Below are 17,094 nucleotides of genomic sequence, written 5' to 3'. Positions count from 1 at the left end.
GCGAGGGGATTTGGGGGAGGTTTGGGACGGCCGCTTCAGGTGAGGGAACGGTTAGGCGGCGACGGCGTCTTCGGTTTCGACGAAGTCGGCGGCCAGGCGGCGCGCAGGCGACAGCGCGACAGGCAGGTCCTCGCCATCGCGCACCGGCTTGAACCGACCCTGTTCGCCGTCCAGCGCGAGGATCCCGCCACTGTGGATGTCGACGAACCAGCCGTGCAGCGTCAGCTCGCCCTTGGCGATGCGGCTGGCGACGGCAGGGTGGGTGCGCAGATGCTGGAGCTGCACGACGACGTTCTCAAGGCTGGCGGCGCGGATCGCGGCCTGCCCGTCGAGTTCGGGATAGCTGTGGTCGACGACCGATTTGGCCGCATGGCTGTGCTTCAGCCAGGCCTTCACGCTCGGCAACGCGTCCAGCCCTTCCGGATTGGTCAGCGCGCCCATCGCCCCGCAGCCCGAATGGCCGCAGATCACGACGTCGGTGACGCCCAGCGCCGCGACCGCATATTCGATCGTGGCGGTGACGCCGCCGTTCTGCTGCGCGAAGGGGGGTACGATGTTGCCGGCGTTGCGGATCACGAACAGCTCGCCCGGCTTGGCCTGCATGATCTGCTCCGGCACCACGCGCGAGTCGGAACAGGAAATGATCAGCACCTTCGGCGCCTGGCCCTCGTGCGCGAGCTTGCCGTACAGGCCGGCTTCATTGGCGAACACTTCGTTCTCGAAACCGAAAACGCGGCCGATGACGTCGTTGGTATGCGGCATTGGAGACACCCTCGAAATTGCAGCGCCCATGCGCCGGTTCGAACGAGGATGTAGCGGGTGCGACCTTTCCGTACCCACCGCCCACTGTAACGAAGTGTTGCTGATGCAAATTTGTCCGGGACGGCTTCGCGGTGCGCCCGCGCAGGTGGCGGCACGACGCTGTCAGTCGGCCGCTCCGGCACGAAAGGGCAGTCGGATCATCGCCGCCAGCCCGCCGCTGTCGCGATTGGCCAACGTGAACTCCCCGCTCTCGTCGGCCACGGCGCGCTCGACGATCGACAGACCCAGGCCGAAGCCGTTGGTGTCGCGTTGCCGCGCATGGTCGAGCCGGACGAATGGCTCTCGAACCAGCATCATCGATTCCTCCGGAATGCCGGGGCCGTTGTCGGTGACGCAGATGACGACGCCGTCGCCGTCGATCGTCAGTTCGAGCGCCGCTTCACTGCCGTAGCGCACGGCATTCTCGACGAGATTGACGACCGCCCGCCGGATGCCGAGCGGACGAACCCATAGCTCGAGATGGGCAGGGCCATCATAGGTGATGTCATGGCCATGGTCGTTCGCGTCGTCGACGATGCTCGCGCATAGCACCGCCAAGTCGATCAGCCGGCGCGTCTCCGGCTCTCCGTCGCCGCCCAGAAAGGCGAGGAGCGAGGTCACCATCGCCTCCATCCCCTCCAGGTCCGATTCGACTTCGCGCCGCAGGCTCGGGTCATCGACCGCCTCGACGCGCAGGCGCAGGCGGGCGAGCGGGGTGCGCAGGTCGTGGCTGACTGCGGCGAGAGCGCGGGTACGCTCGTCGATCAGGCGACGGATGCGGGCCTGCATCGCATCGAACGCGTCGACCAGCCGCTGCACGTCGCCCGTACCGCCCTGGGGAAGCTCGGGCTGGGCGCCCGATTGATCCAGACCAGGGCCGAAACGCTCGACCGCGTTGGTCAGCAGGCGGATCGGCTTGAGCGTCTGGCGGATAAACAGCCCGCCCAGCAGCATCAGCGCCAGCATGATGATGACGCTGGAGAAAATGCGACCATAGGTCGCACCGGTCGTCTGAAGCGGCTCGATCGTACGGAAGAACAGCCAGTCGCCTTCCGGCAGGCGGAGTAACCCCACCGCGATCGTCGAGCCCGCACGCGGCAATGTCTGCGCCTGGAGCCCGGTACGCGCGAGCGTCGGCTCCCACGTGACGATCTGTTCGCGCATCCGCTCCTGATTGTCGCCCGCATCGGGCAGGGTCGGGCGCATCGCGCTCCAGCGCACGAAATAGCGGTCGGTGGTCAATTCGCCCGCCATCTGGTGGCGGCGGTCGCGCGGCTGTTCGGCGATCAGGCGTCTTGCGATGACGAGATGTTCGGCCAGACGCCGCGCCTCGTCCTCACGGACGGAAAACTCGCTCGCCTGCTCGTAGATTGCGGTGCTGATCGCGAATTCGACGATCAGCGTGACGAGCAGGATCGCAACCAGCCGGGCAATGATGCCCTGCGGTACCAGGCGCAGGCGCCGGCTCACTCGCGTTCGACCGGCACGCTTAGCATATAGCCGACGCCGCGGACGGTGACGATCGGCGCGGGCTTGTCGGCCGTCGACAGCTTGCGACGCAGGCGGCTGATCAGCACGTCGATACTGCGGTCGGTCGCATCGGCCTGGCGCGTGCGGCTGAGCTCGAGCAACCTCTCGCGCGCGATGACGCGACCGGCGTGGTCGAGCAGGGTCGTCAGCAGGTCGAATTCGGCGCCGGTCAGCTCGACCACGGCCCCGCTCGGGGCTCGCAGCTCGTGGCGTGGCGTGTCAGCGACCCAGCCGTCGAAGCGATACAAGCCGCGCGAAGCGTTGCCGCCGCTGTCCGATTCGAACCGCCGCAGCACCGCACGCACGCGCGCGACGAGCTCGCGGGTGCCGAACGGCTTCGAGATATAGTCGTCGGCGCCCAGCTCAAGCCCGACAACCCGGTCCATCTCGCTGCCCTTGGCGCTGATGAAGATGATCGGCACATCGCTGTCGCGGCGGATGCGACGGCACAGGTCGAGCCCGCTGGTGCCGGGCAGCATGATGTCGAGAATGACCAGCTCGACGTCGCCTTCCTCCATCGCCAGCAGCATTTCGGGCGCGGCGGAGCAGGGGCGGACGTCGAACCCGTTTTCTTTCAGCGCTCGCGCGGTCAGGACACGCAGCGCGGGATCGTCTTCGACCAGCAGGATCATGGTGCCAGCGTTACCGGGGCGGAGGGGCGGCAGGCAAGGGGGGGCGGTGGCGCGATGCGCGCTCAGACTGTTGTCGCCGATCCTCGCGCGATGCGCCCGGTCGGGCCTGCACGGCCACCTCGCCCCACGTCGCGGACCGATGGTCGGTCCGTCCGGCGACACGTCGGGTCGGCTCGCTGCGGCAAGCGGTGGCAGAGCGTGTCACCGTGCGGTACAGGCCGCGCGACATGATCCGCGTTACCGACCTGAAACTACCGCTCCATCACCCCGACGAAGCCCTGCCGGCCGCGATCTGCAAGCGTCTGCGAATCACCCCGCGCGAGCTGATCCGCTTCTCGATCGCCCGTCGTGGCAACGACGCGCGCGACAAGACGAACATCGCGCTGGTCTATGCCGTCGACGTCGCGGTGAAGAACGAGGGCGCCGTGCTGGCGCGGTTCAAGCGCGACCGCGACATCGCCCTGACTCCCAACACGCATTACAAGCCCGCGATCATGGCCCCGTCGGGCGTCCGCCGCCCGGTCGTGATCGGTGCCGGACCCTGCGGTCTGCTAGCCGCGCTGATCCTGGCGCAGGCGGGCTTCCGCCCGATCATCCTTGAGCGCGGCAAGGTGGTGCGTGAGCGAACCAAGGATACCTGGGGGCTGTGGCGCAAGAGCGTGCTGAACCCCGAATCCAACGTCCAGTTCGGCGAGGGCGGGGCGGGGACCTTCTCCGACGGCAAGCTTTACAGCCGGATCAAGGACCCGCGGCACCTCAATCGCAAGGTGCTGACCGAATTCGTCAAAGCCGGCGCGCCACCCGAAATTCTGACCGAGGCGCACCCGCACATCGGCACCTTCCGCCTGGTGACGATGGTCGAGAGCATCCGCGCGCAGATCGAGGCGCTGGGCGGCGAGTACCGTTTCGGCATGCGGGTCGAGGGGCTGGATATCGAGACTGCGGGGGCGGGCGACCGTCAAATCCGCGGGCTGCACCTGCACGACGGGTCGTATATCGAGGCCGACCACGTCGTCCTGGCGGTCGGCCACAGCGCGCGCGACACCTTCGCGATGCTGCAGGCAGCGGGCGTATACGTCGAGGCGAAGCCCTTTTCGATCGGAGTCCGCATCGAACACCCGCAAAGCTGGATCGACCGCGCACGCTTCGGGCAGGACGCGGGCAACCCGATCCTGGGCGCGGCCGAATATCACATCTCGCACCACTGCAAGAACGGTCGGACGGTCTACAGCTTCTGCATGTGTCCCGGCGGCACCGTCGTCGCCGCAACGTCGGAGGAAGGTCGCGTTGCGACCAACGGCATGAGCCAATATTCGCGCAACGAGCGCAATGCGAACTCCGGCTTCGTCGTCGCGATCGACCCGGAGCGCGACTATCCCGGCGATCCGCTCGCGGGGATCGACCTGCAAGGGGCCCTGGAGGAAAAGGCGTTCGTCGCCGGCGGCTCCAATTATTTCGCGCCGGCGCAGCGGGTGGGGGATTTTCTCGCCGGCCGGCCGTCCACATCGCTGGGGTCGGTCGTGCCGTCCTACCGACCCGGCGTAACGCCGACCGACCTCGCGCACGTGCTGCCCGATTTTGTGGTCGAGGCAATGCGGGAAGCAATCCCGGTGTTTGGTCGGCAGATCGCTGGCTACGACCATCCCGACGTCGTGATGACCGGGGTCGAGACGCGGACCTCCTCCCCCGTGCGCTTTACCCGTGGGGAGGATGGGCACAGCCTCAACACCCGCGGGCTGTTCCCGGCGGGGGAAGGCGCGGGCTATGCCGGCGGCATCCTGTCGGCTGCGGTCGATGGCATCAAGACGGCCGAGGCGGTGGCGCGCAGCATCGTGCGCGCGTGACCAAGCTGTTCTTCGATGGTGGCCTGCGTCCGGCCGGGATGGAGCTGGCGGTGGTCGTCGGCGGGCGGATGCACGTTGCGCGGGGTCTGGGGCTGGGGACCAGCATGGAAGCCGAATGGCGCGCGCTGATCGTGGCCGTGAGGCTGGCGGTCGAACTGGGCGTCGAGGATGCGGTGTTGCTGGGTGACGCCGCTGCGGTGATCGCGCAGGCAAGCGGGGCGGTGCGGGTGCCGATGGCCTATCGGTCGCTGGCGGAAGCGTTTCGAGCGATGCCGAAGCCGGATCGCATCCGCCTTCGCTACGTTCGCCGCGCGCAGAACCTCGCCGGCATCGCGCTTGAGCGATTGCATGGCGGACGGGTGATGTTTCCGCCGCTGGTCTGACACCGTTCCTTGTGCCCCAGCGAAGGCCGGAGCGCGGTTACGGCTTCATCACGCCGACGTTGCACGATAGGTAGCGGCCATGACCCGCGTCCTCCCGCTCGCCGCCGCGCTGCTCGCGTCCACTGCCGCCCATGCGCAGGACGATGCCGCCGCCCGCATCACCCAGACGGTCCGCACGCTCGCCTCCGATACGTTCGAAGGCCGCGCGCCCGGCACCGCAGGCGAAGAGCGGACGATCGGTTATCTCATCGCCCGCTTCGAGCAACTCGGCCTGCAACCCGCCGGCCCGGACGGCCAGTGGGTCCAGCGTGTACCCTTGGTCCACACCAAACTCGGCACGCCGACGACGCTCGCCTTCAAGGGCGCGGCCGACATGCCGCTCCAACTCGGCACCGATGTCTACCTGTCGACGATCCGCCCCGACGATCGTTCGGTGATCGACGCGCCGGTGGTCTTTGTCGGCTACGGCGTGAAGGCGCCCGAGCGCCAGTGGGACGATTTCAAGGGCGCCGACCTGAAGGGCAAGGTCGTCGTCTTCCTGGTGAATGACCCCGATTTCGAAGCGAAAGCCGGCGAACCCGCCGCTGGCAAGTTCGGCGACCGGACGATGACCTATTACGGCCGCTGGACCTACAAGTTCGAGGAAGCGGCCCGACAGGGTGCGGTCGGGGCGTTGATCGTCCACGATACCGCCGGCGCCGGCTATGGCTGGAACGTGGTCGTCAGCCCCGGCGGCGAGAATTACGATATCGAGCGCAAGCCCGACGCGTTGACCAGCGTTCGCCTGCAGGGCTGGATCGCCGACGCCGCCGCGCGCCGCCTGTTCGCGTCGGCGGGGCAGGACCTCGATACCCTGAAGGCCGCCGCGCGCCGGCCCGACTTCCGCCCGATCGAACTGACCGGCATCCGCTTCGCCGCCGATGTGCCGGTGGCGCACGAGGGGCTGATCAGCCGCAACGTTCTCGCCCGCATCCCCGGCACGACGAGGCCGGACGAGGTCGTGATGTTCGGTGCGCACTGGGATGCCTATGGCAAGGGCAAACCCGATGCCCAGGGTCGCATCTACCGTGCCGGGGCCAATGACGATGCGTTGGGCATCGCCGGCATGTTCGAGATCGCGCGCGGGCTGATGGCAGGCCCGAAGCCCGAGCGCAGTGTCGTCTTTGCCGCCTGGACCGCAGAAGAACGAGGGCTGCTGGGTTCGGAATATTACGCCGCCAATCCGGTCTATCCGATGGCGAAGACGGTCGCCAATCTGACGCTCGACATCCTCCAGACCGCAGGCGCGGCCAACGATGTGGTTCTGGTCGGCAAGGGCCAGAATACGCTGGAGGACGACATGGCCCGCGTCGCCGCGACGCAGGGGCGGCGGGTAACGCCCGAGAGCCTGCCCGAACGCGGTCTGTTCTACCGCGCCGACCATTTCAGCTTTGCCAAGCGCGGCGTGCCCGTGATGCTGCTGATGGGGATCGCCGGCGCCTCCGATCTCAAACAGGGCGGCGTGAAGGCCGGGCAGGCCTGGATCGATGCCTATACCGGCCAATGCTATCACCAGGCCTGCGACGCCTGGAGCCCCGATTGGAACCTGGCCGGGGCGATGCAGGACATTGCGCTGGTCGGGCGGATCGGGGGCGAACTCGCCCGCGGCAGGGCATGGCCGCAGTGGAAGCCGGGGTCCGAATTTCGCGCCATTCGGGAAAAGAGCCTGGCGGAAGCGCGCTCGCGTTAAGGGCCGCGGCCCGCGCGCCCGGTCCCTACCCCCCGACCACCCCGTCACATTCCTGCCCCGGCTCGCCCCTTTTTTCGTCGGCTTCGGCCCCCACATCATTTCCAAGCTATGATTGGAGATTGGTGCATGCGCGGAAGTTTGTGCGCGATAACGGCCGCCGTGCTGGCGCTCGGCACTGCCCCCGCGACCGCAGCGCCAGCCGCAGGCGGCCAGACGCTGAGCGGTGAATGGCGTAATGTGAAGAACACCGTCCATATCCGCGCCTATCCCTGCGGCGATGCGGTGTGCGGTACGATCATTTGGGCCAGTCCCAAGGCCCAGGCCTCGGCGCGTGAAAAGGGGACCGAGCGGCTGGAGGGGACGCAGATCTTCCGCGAATTCCGCCCGACCGGCGACGGTGGGTATACCGGCAAGGTGTTTGTGCCGACCGTCGGCCGCACCTTTGCAGGCAAGCTGCGCGTGACGCCCGACGACAAGCTGGTCGGCAAGGGCTGCGTGCTCGGAGGTCTGTTCTGCAAATCGACGACATGGCTGCGGCTGAACTGAGGCGGATGACATTTGCCGCCGGCGCGGTAGACCGTGACGCGTGCACCGATTTTATCTTCTCGCTCTCGGTCTGCTGACCGCCACCGCCACCGCCGCGCATGCGAAGACGGATCTGACCGTTCGGCGGGATTGCGGTAAGACGCCTGCCTGCTTCGCCACCATCACCGACGCGCTGGCTGCCGCCGATCGCGACACATCGGATCGCTGGCTGACGATCCGCGTCGGCGCAGGCGATTACCCCGAGAAGCCGACGATCCGCCGCGCGCACGTCCGGCTGGTCGGCGCGGGCGTCGGCAGGACCCGGCTGCATTATGGTGCCGTCGCCGAAAGCGCGGCGACTTATGATCGTAACGCCTGGGGAACCGCCGGTTCCGCGACCCTGACCATCGCCGCGGCGGACGTCACGGTCACCGACCTGACGATCGAAAACGATTTCGACCACCCCGCCAACGATGCGCTGCCGACAGGCGATCCGCGTAAGGTGTCGGCGTCGCAGGCGGTTGCCGTCGCGCTCGATACCGCCAGCGACCGCGTGCTGTTCGATCGGGTCGCGATGCTCGGCTATCAGGACACATTGCTGACCCGTGGGCGGCGTGCGGTGATCCGCAACGGCCTGGTCGCGGGGAACGTCGATTTCATCTTCGGCAACGGAATGATGCTGATCGAGGACAGCGAGATCCGCACGCGACGCCGCGGCACACCGATGACGGAGGGCGGCTTCGCCTCCTTCATCACCGCGCCTTCGACGCCGATCACGCAGCCGGTCGGTATCGTCATCTACCGCTCGCGCCTGACCCGCGAGCCAGGCGTTGCCGACTCGAGCATCGCGCTCGGCCGGCCGTGGCATCCGACGACGCGCTTCGCCGACGGCCGTTATGCCGATCCCAACGCGATCGGGCAGGCGGTGTTCATCGACTGCACGATGGACGCGCACATTCACCCCGACGGCTGGACCAGCATGGGGGGCACCGCGCGCGACGGCAGCAAGACCGCGGTGTTCCACCCGCAGGACTCACGCTTTGCCGAAGTCGGATCGCGCGGGCCCGGGGCCCGGCGGCGTGACATCGGAATTGGCTGGAAACAGGTGCCGACGATCGCCGAGGTCCGCCGCCTTTTCGCCAAGGATTGGCCCGCCGTATCAGCCGTGCGATAGGCGCCGCCCCGGCGGGCGGGGCGACGGAGGTGCGGGTGAGCGGGACGACGGGCGAGCCGGCCCTGGGGCTGGATTTCGGGACGACCAACACCGTCGTCTCGCTGAGCGACGGGCAGGGACGGTCGGACCTGATCGCCTTCGCCGGTGCCGAGGCGACGGGCGAGGTCTTCCGCTCGGCGCTGTGCTTCTGGGAAGAGGAGCGAGGCTGGAACGGGATCGCGCACGAAGCGGGCCCCTGGGCGATCGCCGAATTTCTTTCGGCACCGCTCGACAGCCGATTCATCCAGTCGTTCAAGACCGTGGCCGCGAGCCCGCTGTTCGAACGGGCGCTGATCTTCAACACACCGTTCCGCTTCGAGGATATGGGCCGGCTGTTCCTGCAGTCGCTGGTCCGCCACGCCGGCGGACGGCTCGATGACCGTCCGCGTCGGGTCGTCGTCGGGCGCCCGGTCGAATATGCCGGTGCGCGGCCCGACCCCACGCTCGCCCGCCAACGTTACGACCTGATGCTGAAGGACTTCGGCGTCGAGCTTCATTATGTCTACGAACCGCTTGGCGCCGCCTACAGCTATGCCCAGCGGCTGACCGATCCGGCCACGATCCTGATCGCCGATTTCGGCGGCGGTACGACCGACTTTTCGGTGGTCACCGTGGCGGAGGCGGGCGCCACCCGGCGCTGCACACCGCTTGCCGCTGCCGGCGTCGGCATCGCCGGCGACCGATTCGACCAGCGGATCGTCAGCCATCTGTTGCTGCCGCTGCTGGGGAAGGGCGGTGCCTATCGATCGTTCGGTAAAGTGCTGGAAATCCCCGGCGGCTATTTCAACGACTTCGCAGACTGGTCGCGCCTGGCGCTGATGCGCAACCGCCGCACGCTGGAGGAATTGCGCAAGCTGCATCGCGACGCGCTCGACCCTGCGCCGATCGGGCGGCTGATTTCGCTGATCGAGCACGAACAGGGGTTTCCGCTGTACGACGCCGTCGGCCGCGCCAAGCGCGCGCTGTCGAGCGAACCCCATGCCGAATTCCGCTTCGAAGGGGGCGGGGTGGAGATAGCGGCAGACGTCAGCCGCGCCGACTTCGAACGCTGGATCGCGCCCGACCTCGTCCGGATCGAAGCGGCGATGGATGCGGCGCTGGCCAAAGCGGGCGTGGACGCCGACGCGATCGACCGCGTCTTTTTGACCGGTGGATCATCGCTGATCCCCGCGATCCGCACGCTGTTCGAGCGGCGATTCGGGGAAGGGCGGATCGAAACAGGAAACGAGCTGACCTCGATTTCCCACGGCCTCGCGCTGATCGGTGAGACGGTCGATCTCGCGCAGTGGACGGACTGAGCGCTCAGTCCTTCTGTTCGCCGCGGGCCAGGAGCAGGCGCGACACCGACAGCGTCTGGACAACGAACAACAGGATCAGGATCGCGCCGATCGCGCCGACAATCAGGTCGAAGCCGGAAATGCTGCCGATGACGTCGCGGTCGGGACCGACAACCATCATCGCGATGGTCAGGGCCATCAGGAACAGCCGCAGCTCGGTCGGGCCGGCAGCGAGATAGGACAGGCGCAACTCGCCCATGACTCGCGCCGACAGGAAGGCGTGGATCGACATCAGGAAATAGCCTGCCAGCGCGACCATCGCGACGTCCATCGTAACGAACGGTGACAGGCCGATCCCGCCGACGATCAGCAGATTGGCGAGACCGTCGCAGCTGTGGTCGAGGAAATAGCCGTAGGACGGCCGTTCGATCCGCCGGAACCGCGCCAGGCTGCCGTCCATCGAATCCCCGAACCATTGGATGGCATAGCCGGCCAGCGACAGCAGCAGCCATGCCGAGCCGAAATTGCTGCCCAAATACCCGACGAAGATCATCGCCGCGCCGAACATCCCGAGCGCCGTCAGCCGGTCCGGCGTCACCGATGCGGGCATCCGCGCGCACAACCAGTTGAGAATGCGCCGTTCCCGCGCGGCCAGCCAGTTTTCCTGGATGCGAGTGAGCTTTGGGGCGTCGGATGGAAGGCTTGCCATAGCGCCTAATGCCGCAAGCGGCGTAAGCGCGCAAATCCTGTTACAGCCATGTGACATCGGCCCGGCGCGTTTGCCGGACGCGCTACCGTCGCACCCAGACCTGGATATCATGGTCGCCGATCGGGGTTACGGCCGACAACCGATAGTCCCGCGCGAGCAGAGCATGGTAGAGCGATCGGATATCCTCGCGCTCGCCGGGATACAGCGGTTGGTTGACGACGACGTCCGGCCGGCGGGCGAAGATGCGCCGCAGCTCGGTCGCCTGATCCACGCCGATCGCCCCGGTTTCGCGTCCATGCTGCATATGGCTGGGGAAAAGATAGGCCGTCAGCGTGCAGCGCTGGGTCACGCGGTACGGCATTGCGGGGCCGGAATAGATGTACAGGCACCCGGGCCCCCGACCGATCGCGTCGGTCAGCTTGGCGAGGTCGGCGCCGTCCCCCCGGCGGTAGCGATTGACCGTCACGGTGCCCAGCGCGACCAGTGCGGCGAAACCAAGGATGGCGACGGTCGCGCGTCCGCGCCAATGGCCGGCGCCTAGGAATCCGGACGCGCCGATCGCACCTGGCAGAGCGGCGGGCAGACCATAATGTTCGTAGAAGCCGCCGAAGATGGCGATGGCGGCCAGCGCCGCCGCTAGCCATATATAGACGAACCGGCGCATCCGGGGATCGCCGTCGGCCGGTCGCAGCCGGCTCGACCCACCGGTCATCGCGATCAGCGGCGACAGGATGAGAAGTAGCTCCAACGCAGCGGTCAGCGGATAGGGCCAGGGATCGGGCTTGCGCAGCGTGATCGAGGTGAAATTGGCGTAGACGAACGCGTCGGCATGACCTGCCGCGGCATAGGCGATGAAGACCGCCGCCGTCGGCCCTACTGCCAGTGCGACCAGCCCCGTACCGTAGCCGATAAGCGTCGCCGCCGACCGTCGCGCACGCCATTCGCCGACGAGCAGCCACAGACCGAACATCATGCCTTCGAAGACGACGCTGTATTTGACCTGGATCGCCAGCCCGACGACCGCCATCGCGGCAAGACCCCTGCGGCGACGCGTCGGCCCGTCGGCAGTCGCCGTCAGCCATGCGCCTGTCGCCATGAGCAGGTTGTAGAAGACCGGTGACTGTCCACCGACACCGCCCATCATGTCGAGCCATAGGATATAGGCGATGCCCGCCGCGGTCCCGCCTGTCGCCCAGCCGGCGCGGGTCGCGAAGCGGGCGATGATCATCGCCGTCGCGACCACGCTGGCCAGCGCCATCGCCTGATAGGCCCAGATACCGAGCGGGAACGGCAGGGCCGCGGCCGGCGCATAGACGAGGAACAGGCCGAGCGGCTTGCGATCCCACAGGTCGACGAACGGCAGGGCGCCATCGAGCATCTTGCCGGCCGCGACGAAGTAGAAATCCTCGTCGACATGGACGAGTGGATTTCCCAACGCCAGTGCTCGCGCGGCGATGGCCACCGATAGCAGGACTATCAGACGCAGTTTCGGATCGGTCAGGGCCCGCATCGCGGCCGCCTAGCCGCTGACCCACACTTTGTCATCCGCTGTGCGGCGACCGAACCTGAGGCGAAAACGTTCTTCGGTGAATATTTGACCGAACGCGGGCTGACCCAAGTCTGGCTGGTCGAAAGCGATGGCATTCGGACCACGACGTCGGCAACCGGACTGCGGATAAAGGATCGCGGTCGAATGTTCGACGAAGTTCGCCGCGACCTGCTGAGCGGGGCGCAGCTGGTGTCGGACGCCAACCGCTAAATCAAAACGCAGGCGGAACGGTAGGCGGCCATGCGCGTAATTCGGCGATGTCCGATCCCGTGATCCTCTGGCTGCGCCAAGACCTTCGCCTGCACGATCAACCCGCCCTCGTCGCGGCCGCGCATGCCGGGGCGGTGATCCCGGTCTATATTCTCGACGACAAGGCGCCGGGCGACTGGGCGATCGGTGCGGCGCAGCGGTGGTGGCTGCACCATGCGCTGGAGGCTTTCGGGAAAGCGCTGAAGGACAAGGGCTCGCGCCTGATCCTGCGCCGGGGCGATGCGCTGACGGAACTTCACAAACTCTCTGAGGAAACGGGTGCAAGTCACATCCATGCCATTCGTCATTACGAGCCGTGGTGGCGCAAGGCGGAGGACGCGCTGGGCGATCGGCTCTGCCTGCATGACGGCAATCACCTGGCACCGATAGAGGACGTCACGACGGGATCGGGCGGGCTGTTCAAGGTCTATTCGTCGTTCTGGAAGGCGCTCGCGACACGCATGCCGCCCGAGGAGCCTTTGCCCGCGCCGCGCGCGATTTCCGCCCCCTCCACATGGCCGACGTCGGATGCGCTCGCCGACTGGAATCTGCTCCCGACCAAGCCCGACTGGTCGGGCGGCTTCGAGGTCTGGACGCCGGGCGAAGCGGCGGCACGGGAGGCGGCAAGGGATTTTGCCGACCGTGTCGCAGCCTATGACGTCGACCGCAATATGCCCTCGATCGACGGCAGCTCGCGTCTGTCGCCGCACCTGCACATGGGCGAAATCTCGCCGCGCGATGCCTGGCATCTGGTCGGCGGCGGCAAGGCGGCGCTGACGTTCCACAAGGAGCTTGCTTGGCGCGATTTCACCAGCGGCGTGATCCTCGACCGGCCCGACTATGCCGACGCCAACGGTCGACCCAAGTTCGACAAGCTGCCGTGGCGACACGCGCCTAAGGACCTGAAGGCTTGGCAGCAGGGACGCACCGGTTATCCCATCGTCGATGCCGGCATGCGCCAGCTGTGGGCGACGGGGTGGATGCACAATCGCGTCCGGATGATCACTGCCAGCTTCCTGATTAAGCACCTGCTAATCGACTGGCGCGAGGGCGAACGCTGGTTCTGGGACTGTCTGGTCGACGCCGATTTCGGCAACAATGCGGTCAATTGGCAGTGGGTCGCGGGCACGGGCATCGATTCGAATATGTGGGGCCGCATCATGGCGCCGCTCGTGCAATCCGAGAAATTCGACGCGGCGGACTATATCCGCGAATGGGTACCCGAACTCGCCAAGATATCCGACGCGGCGATCCACGACCCGGAAACCGCCGGCTGTCGTCCGGCCGCCTACCCCAAGCCGATCATCGGTCATCGCGAGGCGCGTGAACGGGCGCTGGAGGCGGGACGGGCGGCACGCTGATCGGCTCGCTTGCCCCCGCCGCGGGGGCCGCTATGGCCGCGCTGATGCACGGGACACGGTACGGCAATCGCGGGCGCAAGGCGGCCAGGGGCGAAACGACGACCACGGGCCGCATCTTTGCCGCGATGGGCGCCCGTGTGCTCGACCGCGTCGATCGTGGACTGGTCTCGGGTGGGATCGATGCGACGCTGCCCGATGGCACGCGCCGCCGGCTCGGTGGGCGAGCGCCGGGGCCCGAGCCGGTCGTCCATGTCCGCAGTTGGCGGGCGCTGTGGAGACTGGCAACGGGCGGCTCGGCCGGATGGTACGAGGCGTGGGCAGCGGGCGACTGGTCAAGCCCGGATCCGGTGCCGCTGTTCGACCTGTTCATGCGCAACCGGGCATCGCTCGGCACGACGGCGCGTGCGGCGGCATGGTCGCGGGGGCTGCGACGCCTGCGCCACTGGCTCCGACGCAATGGTCCGGCCCAGGCGCGGCGCAACATCGCCTATCATTACGACCTGGGGAACGACTTCTACGCGCCCTGGCTCGATGCCAGCATGACCTATTCCAGCGCGCTGTTTCCGCGTGACGCCATGACGTTGGAGGAGGGGCAGGCGGCCAAACTCGCCGCGATGCTCGATCGCACGGGGACGAAGCCGGGCGATACGATTCTCGAAATCGGGTGCGGCTGGGGGTCGTTCGCCGAGGTCGCGGTGGCGGGCGGGCGGCAGCTCCATGGTATCACGCTGTCGACCGAACAGCGCGACTATGCCGCTACCCGGGTCGGGCACGGCGCGCGCTTCACGCTGACCGACTATCGCGCGGTGACCGGCACCTACGATGCCATCGTCAGCATCGAGATGGTTGAGGCGGTCGGCCGCGAATATTGGCCCGACTATCTTCGCGTCATCGCCCACGCGCTGAAGCCCGGCGGGCGCGCAGCGATCCAGCTCATCACGATCGATGACGCGATCTTCGAGGCATATGCCGGCAACGTCGATTTCATTCAGCAATATGTCTTCCCCGGCGGCCTGCTGATCTGCGAAAGCGAATTCCGCGCGATCGCCGAGCGCGAAGGCTTGGTCTGGCGCGACGCCCGAGCGTTCGGACTCGATTATGCCGAGACACTGAAGATGTGGCGCGAGCGGTTCGACGCGGCCTATGCCGATGGCCGCTTGCCACGCGAATTCGGACAGGATTTCGTCGACTTGTGGCGCTATTATCTGATGTATTGCGAAGGCGGCTTCCGCGGCGGCGGGATCGATGTGCTGCAGGTGACATTGGTGAAGGAGGGGGCATGAAGGCTTGGTGGATCGCGGGTGCGCTGGCGTTGGCGGGGTGCGCGCAGGAACCGACGCCTAGGCCGGTGTCCGCCGCGCCGCCCGCGACAGAGGTCGCCAAGCTGCAACAGATCGGTGCCGCGGTGCTGTTCTGGTCGCAGGCGCAGCGGGACGCGAATTTTCCGTACATGGAACGCGTGTTCCCGGTGCACACCGTAAAGACCGGCCGTCGCGTCCGCCCGCTGCAAGACGGCACGCCGCTGCCGATCGCGGCGGCCGAGGTCGACGCCTTCATCGCCGCGCAGAACGTCGCCGGGCTGATCGTTGTGCAGGACGGCAAGGTCCGGCTGGAACGCTATGCCCGCGGTCTGACGCGCGAGGGGCGCTGGACGAGCTTCTCGGTCGCCAAATCCTTCACCTCGACGCTGGTCGGCGCGGCGATCCGCGACGGGTTCATCAAGTCGGTCGACGAGCCGGTGACCCGCTACATCCCCGAGCTCGCCGGGAGCGGCTATGACGGCGTTACCATCGCGCAGCTGCTGACCATGACCTCGGGCGTGCGCTGGAACGAGGATTATACCGACCCGACGTCGGACGTCGCGCGGATGTTCACCATGACCGTCCCGGCGGGGCAGGACCCCACGGTTGCCTATATGCGCACCCTGCCGCGCGAATCTGCGCCGGGGACCAAATGGGTGTACAAGACCGGCGAGACGAACCTGATCGGCGTTCTTGTCCGCAACGCGACGAAGAAGCCGCTCGCCGACTATCTGAGCGAGAAGATCTGGAAGCCCTATGGCATGGAAACCGACGCGGTCTGGATGATCGATCAGACGGCCAAGGAAGTCAGCGGCTGCTGCCTGTCGGTATCCTTGCGCGACTATGCCCGGATGGGGCAGTTGGCATTGGAGGGCGGTCGCGGGATCGTGCCGGCGAACTGGTTTGCTGAAGCCACCGCCGCCAAGGCGCAGACCGGACGGCCGGGCTATGGTTACGGCTATCAATGGTGGACCTACCCGGAGGGGCGGTTCGGCGCGCAGGGAATTTTCGGCCAGTCGATCTTCGTCGATCCGGCGCGGCGCATCGTGATCGCGATGGTCAGCGCATGGCCAAAGGCGACGGGGGCGGACCTGTCGGCGCCACGCGCGGCATTCCAGGCGAAGCTGATCGCGGCGGCGACTGCGACCAACTAACGATCGTCATCCCCGCGACGGCGGGGATCAATTCTGGCTGACGGCAGTGAGTCTCACGACCTTCAGCGACGATTGATCCCCGCCGTCGCGAGGATGACAAGCGGTTGGCTTTAGTCCACCCGAACGAACGTCCCCGTCTCATACTCCTCGCCCAGCAGCGCCAGGATGCGTTCTGCCACCACTTCCGGCGCCTTCACGCTGGTCGGATCCTCCCCCGGATAGGCCCGCGCGCGCATCTTGGTGCGCGTGGCGCCCGGATCGACGATCGCGACGCGCGTCTTGCTCAACGCCTTCACTTCTTCGGCATAACTCAGCAGCAGGTTCTCGAACGCCGCCTTCGACGCCCCGTACATCCCCCAATAGGCGCGTGCGGACCGCGCGACGCTCGACGTCAGGCCGATGACGCGGCCGTGCTGCGAGCGGCGGAGCATGGCGTCGAACGACCCGATCAGCGCCGCCTGTGCGCTGACGTTCAGCGTCAGCGTCTTGGCCAGTTCCTTCGGATCGAACGCCGACACCGGCGACAGCGAGCCCAGCTGTGCTGCGTTCAGCATCAGGATGTCGAGCGCGTCCCAGCGTTCGCCGATCGCCGCCGCGAGCCGCGGGATCCCATCGCCCTCGCTCAGATCGAGCGGCGCGATCGTCGCGCTGCCGCCAGATGCATGGATCGCATCCTCGACCTCTTCCAGCCCGCCGGGCGTTCGCGCGGTCAGCACGACATGCGCGCCGGCCTTGCCCAGTGCGAGCGCGGTCGCGGCGCCGATCCCGCGGCTGGCCCCGGTGACGAGCGCCAGTCGGCCGGCGAGGTTGGTGTCGGTCATAAGATTGAGAATCCGT

The 17,094-nt window shown here is 67.2% G+C and carries 16 protein-coding genes; 10 read left to right on the top strand and 6 right to left on the bottom strand.

Going from position 1 to position 17,094, the window contains the following annotated elements; genetic code table 11:
- Positions 1-51: 51 nt before the first annotated feature.
- The 3 genes from JW805_09920 to JW805_09910 all read right to left on the bottom strand — a co-directional run bounded on the left by JW805_09920 (position 52) and on the right by JW805_09910 (position 2,963).
- On the bottom strand, positions 52-762 hold the full coding sequence (locus JW805_09920; GenBank protein MBN2972331.1) for a carbonic anhydrase: 711 nt from the start codon (positions 760-762) through the stop codon (positions 52-54).
- Positions 763-924: 162 nt separating this feature from the next.
- On the bottom strand, positions 925-2,271 hold the full coding sequence (locus tag JW805_09915; GenBank protein MBN2972330.1) for a hypothetical protein: 1,347 nt from the start codon (positions 2,269-2,271) through the stop codon (positions 925-927).
- Entirely contained in the window at positions 2,268-2,963 is a 696-nt protein-coding gene (locus JW805_09910; protein MBN2972329.1) for a response regulator transcription factor, read from the bottom strand. Before JW805_09910 ends, JW805_09915 begins: the two co-directional genes overlap by 4 nt.
- A 227-nt stretch (positions 2,964-3,190) precedes the next feature.
- Between JW805_09910 and JW805_09905 the strand changes: the two genes are divergently transcribed.
- From JW805_09905 to JW805_09880, 6 genes are all read left to right on the top strand, one after another.
- Positions 3,191-4,807 carry an FAD-dependent oxidoreductase gene (locus tag JW805_09905; GenBank protein MBN2972328.1) on the top strand — a complete coding sequence of 539 codons (1,617 nt, stop codon included), beginning with the start codon at positions 3,191-3,193 and terminating at the stop codon, positions 4,805-4,807.
- Positions 4,804-5,190 carry a reverse transcriptase-like protein gene (locus tag JW805_09900; protein ID MBN2972327.1) on the top strand — a complete coding sequence of 129 codons (387 nt, stop codon included), beginning with the start codon at positions 4,804-4,806 and terminating at the stop codon, positions 5,188-5,190. The genes JW805_09905 and JW805_09900 overlap by 4 nt, the downstream gene beginning before the upstream one ends.
- 79 nt (positions 5,191-5,269) lie before the next feature.
- Positions 5,270-6,919 carry a M20/M25/M40 family metallo-hydrolase gene (locus JW805_09895; protein ID MBN2972326.1) on the top strand — a complete coding sequence of 550 codons (1,650 nt, stop codon included), beginning with the start codon at positions 5,270-5,272 and terminating at the stop codon, positions 6,917-6,919.
- A 126-nt stretch (positions 6,920-7,045) separates the two neighbouring features.
- Positions 7,046-7,465 (top strand): DUF2147 domain-containing protein, encoded by a 420-nt coding sequence (locus JW805_09890; GenBank protein MBN2972325.1) that lies wholly within the window; start codon positions 7,046-7,048, stop codon positions 7,463-7,465.
- A gap of 40 nt (positions 7,466-7,505) precedes the next feature.
- Positions 7,506-8,618, top strand: coding sequence for a hypothetical protein (locus JW805_09885; GenBank protein MBN2972324.1), 1,113 nt, complete (start codon positions 7,506-7,508; stop codon positions 8,616-8,618).
- A 62-nt stretch (positions 8,619-8,680) separates the two neighbouring features.
- Positions 8,681-9,955 carry an Hsp70 family protein gene (locus JW805_09880; GenBank protein ID MBN2972323.1) on the top strand — a complete coding sequence of 425 codons (1,275 nt, stop codon included), beginning with the start codon at positions 8,681-8,683 and terminating at the stop codon, positions 9,953-9,955.
- A 4-nt stretch (positions 9,956-9,959) separates the two neighbouring features.
- Here JW805_09880 and JW805_09875 read toward each other — a convergent pair whose 3' ends face one another.
- Positions 9,960-10,643 carry a CDP-alcohol phosphatidyltransferase family protein gene (locus JW805_09875; protein ID MBN2972322.1) on the bottom strand — a complete coding sequence of 228 codons (684 nt, stop codon included), beginning with the start codon at positions 10,641-10,643 and terminating at the stop codon, positions 9,960-9,962.
- Between the two features lie 82 nt (positions 10,644-10,725).
- Complete coding sequence (locus JW805_09870; protein MBN2972321.1) at positions 10,726-12,153, bottom strand: DUF2029 domain-containing protein; 1,428 nt, start codon at positions 12,151-12,153, stop codon at positions 10,726-10,728.
- An 84-nt stretch (positions 12,154-12,237) separates the two neighbouring features.
- Here JW805_09870 and JW805_09865 point away from each other — a divergent pair, with 84 nt between their 5' ends.
- From JW805_09865 to JW805_09850, 4 genes are read left to right on the top strand one after another with little or no spacing between them, the layout of a single operon-like run.
- Positions 12,238-12,402, top strand: a complete 165-nt coding sequence (locus tag JW805_09865; GenBank protein ID MBN2972320.1) for a hypothetical protein — start codon at positions 12,238-12,240, stop codon at positions 12,400-12,402.
- Between the two features lie 47 nt (positions 12,403-12,449).
- A complete protein-coding gene (locus JW805_09860; protein MBN2972319.1) occupies positions 12,450-13,802 on the top strand; it encodes a deoxyribodipyrimidine photo-lyase in 1,353 nt (450 codons plus the stop codon).
- 32 nt (positions 13,803-13,834) lie between these two features.
- Positions 13,835-15,085: a class I SAM-dependent methyltransferase gene (locus JW805_09855; GenBank protein MBN2972318.1), complete on the top strand. Its 1,251-nt coding sequence runs from the start codon at positions 13,835-13,837 to the stop codon at positions 15,083-15,085.
- Positions 15,082-16,257, top strand: coding sequence for a beta-lactamase family protein (locus JW805_09850; protein ID MBN2972317.1), 1,176 nt, complete (start codon positions 15,082-15,084; stop codon positions 16,255-16,257). Before JW805_09855 ends, JW805_09850 begins: the two co-directional genes overlap by 4 nt.
- 110 nt (positions 16,258-16,367) lie before the next feature.
- Here the strand turns inward: JW805_09850 and JW805_09845 are convergent, their stop codons facing one another.
- The gene (locus JW805_09845) at positions 16,368-17,078 is read right to left on the bottom strand and encodes an SDR family NAD(P)-dependent oxidoreductase (protein MBN2972316.1); all 711 of its coding nucleotides are present in this window, start codon (positions 17,076-17,078) and stop codon (positions 16,368-16,370) included.
- Positions 17,079-17,094: the final 16 nt, after the last annotated feature.

It is taken from the genome of Roseomonas aeriglobus (assembly GCA_016937575.1).
In the GTDB taxonomy this organism is placed as follows: Bacteria; Pseudomonadota; Alphaproteobacteria; order Sphingomonadales; family Sphingomonadaceae; genus Sphingomonas; species Sphingomonas aerigloba.
The sequence above is the reverse complement of the archived record's forward strand: the minus strand, read 5'-3'. Positions and strand labels throughout refer to the sequence as shown.

Coding starts and splice junctions, on each gene's coding strand:
- JW805_09850 (MBN2972317.1), top strand. CDS start 15,082: ATGAAGGCTTGGTGGATCGCGGGTGCGCTGGCGTTGGCGGGGTGCGCG.
- JW805_09890 (MBN2972325.1), top strand. CDS start 7,046: ATGCGCGGAAGTTTGTGCGCGATAACGGCCGCCGTGCTGGCGCTCGGC.
- JW805_09920 (MBN2972331.1), bottom strand. CDS start 762: ATGCCGCATACCAACGACGTCATCGGCCGCGTTTTCGGTTTCGAGAAC.
- JW805_09860 (MBN2972319.1), top strand. CDS start 12,450: ATGTCCGATCCCGTGATCCTCTGGCTGCGCCAAGACCTTCGCCTGCAC.
- JW805_09895 (MBN2972326.1), top strand. CDS start 5,270: ATGACCCGCGTCCTCCCGCTCGCCGCCGCGCTGCTCGCGTCCACTGCC.
- JW805_09855 (MBN2972318.1), top strand. CDS start 13,835: ATGGCCGCGCTGATGCACGGGACACGGTACGGCAATCGCGGGCGCAAG.
- JW805_09910 (MBN2972329.1), bottom strand. CDS start 2,963: ATGATCCTGCTGGTCGAAGACGATCCCGCGCTGCGTGTCCTGACCGCG.
- JW805_09845 (MBN2972316.1), bottom strand. CDS start 17,078: ATGACCGACACCAACCTCGCCGGCCGACTGGCGCTCGTCACCGGGGCC.
- JW805_09905 (MBN2972328.1), top strand. CDS start 3,191: ATGATCCGCGTTACCGACCTGAAACTACCGCTCCATCACCCCGACGAA.
- JW805_09875 (MBN2972322.1), bottom strand. CDS start 10,643: ATGGCAAGCCTTCCATCCGACGCCCCAAAGCTCACTCGCATCCAGGAA.
- JW805_09870 (MBN2972321.1), bottom strand. CDS start 12,153: ATGCGGGCCCTGACCGATCCGAAACTGCGTCTGATAGTCCTGCTATCG.